The organism is Streptomyces sp. NPDC052107, assembly GCF_040680215.1.
Classification (GTDB): domain Bacteria; phylum Actinomycetota; class Actinomycetes; order Streptomycetales; family Streptomycetaceae; genus Streptomyces.
Map to the genome: position 1 here is coordinate 1 of NZ_JBFAWG010000195.1, position 5,214 is coordinate 5,214.

3 protein-coding genes and 2 pseudogenes are annotated in these 5,214 nt (G+C 65.5%); 2 read left to right on the forward strand and 3 right to left on the reverse strand.

From position 1 onward, the window contains the following. Window positions 1–181: 181 nt before the first annotated feature. Window positions 182–358 (forward strand): annotated as a pseudogene (locus tag AB0M27_RS46535) (transposase); the annotation flags it as partial. 376 nt (window positions 359–734) lie between these two features. Here AB0M27_RS46535 and AB0M27_RS46540 read toward each other — a convergent pair. Continuing rightward, window positions 735–1,211 (reverse strand): RHS repeat-associated core domain-containing protein, encoded by a 477-nt coding sequence (locus tag AB0M27_RS46540; protein WP_365732261.1) that lies wholly within the window; start codon window positions 1,209–1,211, stop codon window positions 735–737. A 408-nt stretch (window positions 1,212–1,619) separates the two neighbouring features. On the opposite strand from AB0M27_RS46540, the gene AB0M27_RS46545 reads away from it, so the two are divergent. Further along, on the forward strand, window positions 1,620–2,228 hold the full coding sequence (locus AB0M27_RS46545) for a TetR/AcrR family transcriptional regulator (RefSeq protein WP_365732262.1): 609 nt from the start codon (window positions 1,620–1,622) through the stop codon (window positions 2,226–2,228). 20 nt (window positions 2,229–2,248) lie between these two features. On the opposite strand, the pseudogene AB0M27_RS46550 reads toward AB0M27_RS46545, so the two are convergent. Both AB0M27_RS46550 and ltrA read right to left on the reverse strand, forming a co-directional pair. Beyond that, a pseudogene (locus AB0M27_RS46550) lies at window positions 2,249–2,379 on the reverse strand (IS5/IS1182 family transposase); the annotation flags it as partial. 799 nt (window positions 2,380–3,178) lie between these two features. After that, on the reverse strand, window positions 3,179–4,597 hold the full coding sequence (ltrA, locus tag AB0M27_RS46555) for a group II intron reverse transcriptase/maturase (protein WP_365732263.1): 1,419 nt from the start codon (window positions 4,595–4,597) through the stop codon (window positions 3,179–3,181). Between the last annotated feature and the right edge of the window lie 617 nt (window positions 4,598–5,214).

Consider the following 5,214-nt stretch of genomic DNA (forward strand, 5'->3'; position numbering starts at 1 on the left):
CATACATCCGAACCTACCCGAGAAGACTGACAGTTGAGAGTTCTCGATCATTGTGGGCGACATCACCGCCGTGCGGGGTGGACGCCGGATCGCCCTGACGGCGACCCAGCTATCCCTGCCCTGCTCCGCAGGAGCCCGATACCTCCCCGGCCTGAAGGCCAGGGCATCCTCGGATGAACCCGGGGAATTGGCCACCGCCGAGCCGAAGAAGCTCCGCTACCGACTGCTGCACGTCGCGGCCCGCCTCACCCGCGGCGGTCGGCGTCTGCGCTTGCGGATATCGGCCACCTGGCCCTGGCGACATGAACTGGCCACGGCTTTCCACCGACTCGCCGCACTGCCCCGTCCCGCTGGTTGACCAGCAAACCCCTGACCGCCGCGACCCGAAAGACCTTGGAGAACCCGACCACCGCGCCGGGACTCCGCCATGCCCAAGCACCGAAATCACCCGGCCCACCCGACAGCAGACGAACAGCGACGTCTCACCACCCCAACCGAAACGGCGAGGTTAAAGGGTGCCCACACCCGAGCCGGAGGCGGCAGTAAAACCGCAGGCCAGCCTGGGTGTGTTGTGCTGGTGTGCAGCTGGTCGGCCGCACACGCACACCCTGCACCCAACTCCCCCACGCTGTGAGGGAAATGCGAGCGGTATTACTGATCCAGTAGATTTCTGTTACTTGCGCCTGTAATCATCATCTAGGTCCTGAAGATGCCAGATTGGTGACGTATCAGGCCTAAGTACCTTGCGGATACGGGCCTGAGGCAACCGTCTTCCAGCCGCCGTCACCCACCACGGCGACAGCGTTCACCCGAAAGTGAGTAACAAACCCCTGCTCCGATCCCGCGGGACTCACCAACCCTGCCCGAGCATGGCCCGCCGGCGATCGCTCTGCCGCGATGGACGGACTGTGGCCGGCCCGGAGAATTGGCCACTGCACCGCCTCAGCCAGGCTGCCCCAGGAGGAAATGAAACGCCCCAGCGCCACTGCGGGGGTGAGGCCGTCGATGTCCGCGCATCCGCCGGAGGGATCGGCGGTGGTGACGGCGGTGTCGTCGGCGTAGTCGCAGGCGTTCCAGGACTGCGGCGCGCCGGGGTCCAGGAGTGGGTCGGGGCTGAGGAAGCGGCCGATGGACGGGGCGTACTCGCGGGCCCCGATCTCGCGCAACCGCGCCAGCCCCTGGATCTGGAGGTGGAAGCCTTGCGTGAACACGCGTTCCCCGAAAACACGGGGCTGGAGGCGAGAGCACGGCCCATCACCCGGCTGAGGCCGCGGGTGGGGTTCTTGCAGCAGGCGCGCGTGGTGCAGAGCAGGATTTCGTCGCCTTCCCGTACCGACTGGGCGAGCGCGGAGCGGCCAGCGGGCAAGGCCATCCGCTGCTTGGTCACGACCCAGCTGAGCGAAGTGCGATCGCTGATGATCAGCAGGTGCGTAGCAGGCATGGAACGAAGATGCCGGCCACCTGCACCGGGCCTCGGTCGCGAGGCCCACACCGGCGGTCAGCCGCAGCGCTCGCCTGCGGTATGCCGCCCCGGATCGCAGTGGCGCGCGAGTTGCGAACTGCGGCTTTACGGGCCGGCTCTCGGCGGGATCCGCGTCGGAGCAGTGTTGGATGGGGGGATGAGTGATTCCGATTCCGCTCCGGCTTCCGGGAGGGCGCGGCGCGCCGGCCGGCCGCGTAGTGAGCAGGCCCGTCGTGCCGTCCTGCAGGCGTGCACCGAGTTGCTGCGACAGCGTGGCCTGCGGGGTACGACGACCGATTTGATCTCCGCCCGCAGCGGGGTGAGCAAGGCGACGATCTACAAGTGGTGGCCGAGCAAGTATGCCGTCGCGGTCGACGCGTTCCTCTCGGAGATGTATGCCGAGTCGTCGGATCCGGATACTGGTTCTGCGTATGAGGACTTTCGGACGGTGGTGCGCGGCATGATCCGGTTCTACGCGTCTTCGACCGGGCGGGTCTTCGCCGCGTTGGTGGCGGAGGCGCAGAGCGATCCGGCGGTGGCCGTGGAGTTGCGGGATCGTTTGATCACTCCGCGGCGGGCGATGGTCCGGGAGCTGTGGGAGCGCGGGGTGGGGCGGGGGGAGCTGAGGGCGGACGTGGATCCGGAGGCAGCTATCGACCTGTTGTTCGGTCCGGCGATGTACCGGCTGGTGGCAGGGCATGCACCGCTGGACGAGGCGGCTGCGGACGAGATCGTGCGGGTCGCGATGCGTGGCCTGGCCAGCTGAGGCGCCTGTAACTGATGGTTTCAGAATGATCTCCGGAGGCGGCAGGGGCAGATGATGCTGCAGGCCAGCTCGAGCAGGATCTGGTGCAGGTCTGGGCGACGTTCGTAGCGGATGCGCAGGCGTTTGAACTGGTGGAGCCATGCGGATGGGTCGGCCGCGCGGTGAGGCGCCCGCCGTGGCAGGTCCTGCTCCGCGCGGCCTCCCGCCGAACCGGACATGACGGTTTCCCGTCATCCGGCTCTCCAGTGACTACAGCGTGAGCGATTCAGGCTGCTCACGCAGGACACACAACGCCGTTGCGGCGATCTGCATTTCGCATGCCTCCCGGGTCTGATGTGTCCGAGTCACCTGGCCCCCTTCGCCCTGTGGACGGCTTTCCCGTACTCCCTGGCCGGTCGTTGATCCGGCGACTACTACGGGGCCTCCGTCGCCCTAGGACTCGCGTCCCGTAGGCGATCCCACGTTCGTCTCTGCTGTACGTTCTAGCGCGAGTTAGGCGTCCCACTCATCTCCTTGAATGCCCTCGCTGGGCATCGCTCCGCACCCCGGAGGTGCACGGGGGCGCGATCGAACCCCGTGCAGACCGCGGCACCGGTTTCAGCTGTCCTTCCGGCGGATGAGAACTTGCATCTGCTGGAGATTGGGCTTCAAACAATCCAGTCTTCGCCATATCGCGCGGGCCTCCCAGCACCCCATCTCCGACAACTGAGCCCGGTCGCTGGTTTCCTGACATGCTGTTGTCCCCTTCACCTTTCGGATCCAGGTAAGTCATCAGGCCCAGGAACCTCCTTCGGTTCCTCCCGGCTGAACCGGGGATGCAAACAGTGAGGTCGACCCGGAGCGCGGTACTGACCTCACGGCCAGCCCGTTTCTCCGGGTCGCCTCCCGAACCCGGCGTGCACCGCTAAGCGCACCGGGCTCTCCACAAGTCCCGTGGGTCGGTGTTCACTTCATGCTGTGCTCGGCCACAGTGTCGGGATGCGTGTTCCCCGGTAGTAGTAGCGCTTTGCGCTCACTCTTGCCGGATCGAACAATTCCATCCCGCCCTCGGCGGGCCAGATGCCGTAGCGTCGGCGTAGTACCTTCCAAGGAACGCGCCGATGCTTGCGCTCCTGCCATCTGATGATCTCCTTCCAGAGGTAGGCCCTCAGATAGCTGAAAGTCGCGTTCGAGCATCCGTACTTGAAGTACGCGGTCCAGCCCCGCAGCATCCGGTTGAGCTGACGCAGCAGGTCTTCGAGCGACAGGTTCGTGCTCCGCCGGCAGATCGTCTTCACCTTGGCCATGACGGCCACCAGGGCCTTCTTGGCTGGATAGACGTAGACGTACTGTTTGCCGGTGCCTCGCTTCTGGTGGCGCTGGATGCGCCAGCCGAGGAAGACGAGGCCCTCGTCGATATGGGTAATCAGGGTCTTCTCCGGCGACAGGCGCAAGCCCATCGCGGAGAGGACCCCGGCGAGTTCCTCCCGCAGGGCTTCGGCGTGTGCCTTGGTGCCCGACACGAGCAGGCACCAGTCGTCCGCATACCGCACGAGGCGGTAATTGGGCAGACCTTGACGGCGTCGCTTGGCCCTCCCATATGGGCTGGCTCCGGGGCCGCCCGGCCCTTGGGCGATATGCTCGTCCAGGACCGAGAGAGCCACATTGCTCAGCAACGGGGACAGAATCGACCCTTGCGGAGTCCCTGCGTTGGTATCCACCAGCGTGCCGTCCTCATCGAGGATGCCCGCCTTCAGAAATGCCTTCACCAGATCCAAGACGCGTTTGTCTCCGACCCGTGCCCGCACCCGGTCCATGAGAGCGGAGTGCGAGATTTCGTCGAAGCAGGCTTTGATGTCACCCTCAACAATCCACTCATACGAGCGGGATGCGAAATGGTGAACCTCGGCCACCGCGTCGTGAGCCCGGCGATTCGGACGGAACCCGTAGGAACACGGGAGGAAGTCCGCCTCGAAAATCGGCTCCAACACCAATTTCAAGGACGCCTGGACTACCCGGTCGCGGATGGTCGCGATACCCAGATAACGGACCTTGCCGCCAGCCTTGGGAATCGCGCGCCGCCGAGCCGGTAGGGGCCGGAAGGTGCGGGCTTTAAGATCCTCCCGCAGTTCCGCAAGGAACCCCTCCAGCCCGCGCACGGACTCGATGTAGTAGGCGGTCTCGCCGTCCACTCCCGCCGTGCGCGCGCCCTTGTTGTTCCGCACCCGATCCCAGGCCACCAGCAGGAAGCCCGGGTCCGCGGCGAGGTTGTACAGATCATCGAACCTGCGATGAGGGCCATCACTGGCCCAACGGTGCAGCTTGGTCTGGATCTCCAGTACCCGGCGTTCCGCCTTGAGCAAGACGTATTCCAGTTCGTCGGTATTCACCAACGGCCTCCCGGCATTCCAGCATCCTTACTGCCGACTTGCTGGCCCCCTTCGCCATGCGCGGACCTCTCGTCCGCTCGGACTACTACGGAGCCTCCGCCCCATCCCGCACCTTCGACAGACGACGCATCTATCCCATGGACCCGGACGGATTCCGGGTTTGGGGAACGACGCGGGACGGTTCCCGTGTTCACGGTGAATCGATCGATCAGTCCGGCGCCCAGCTTTGCCCCGGCAGCATCGCCACGGTTACGCCGCAGGCTTTCACCGTGGCCTCCCCACCGACACGCCAAGTCGGCTACAGAGTCAGCCCGCTCAACGAGCGAACTGTGCGCTACAACCCGGCCCATATCCACCAGATTTGAGCCGGTGCCACGCTTACGGAGCTTTACCACTGGTTCCTCTCGTACGCCCTCTGATCTCGCTCGCCGGACCCGGCCCGTCTGGTAGTTCCGAGCAGTCCCGGCTTTGTCAACGCTGCTTCCCGCCCTCCCCGGCGTCTCCCGGGTCGGACTGCGATCAGTGTCGGCGGCGGCTGAACGCTGACCCACTTTGGGCGGTTGAATCCTGACCCAGGTGGTGTCTGTTGCGGTTGTGTTCAGTCGTTGTCGGTGGCG

What these genes read in the sequence shown, in the direction of transcription:
- AB0M27_RS46545 (WP_365732262.1), top strand. Translation starts at nt 1,620, where the DNA reads ATGAGTGATTCCGATTCCGCTCCGGCTTCCGGGAGGGCGCGGCGCGCC.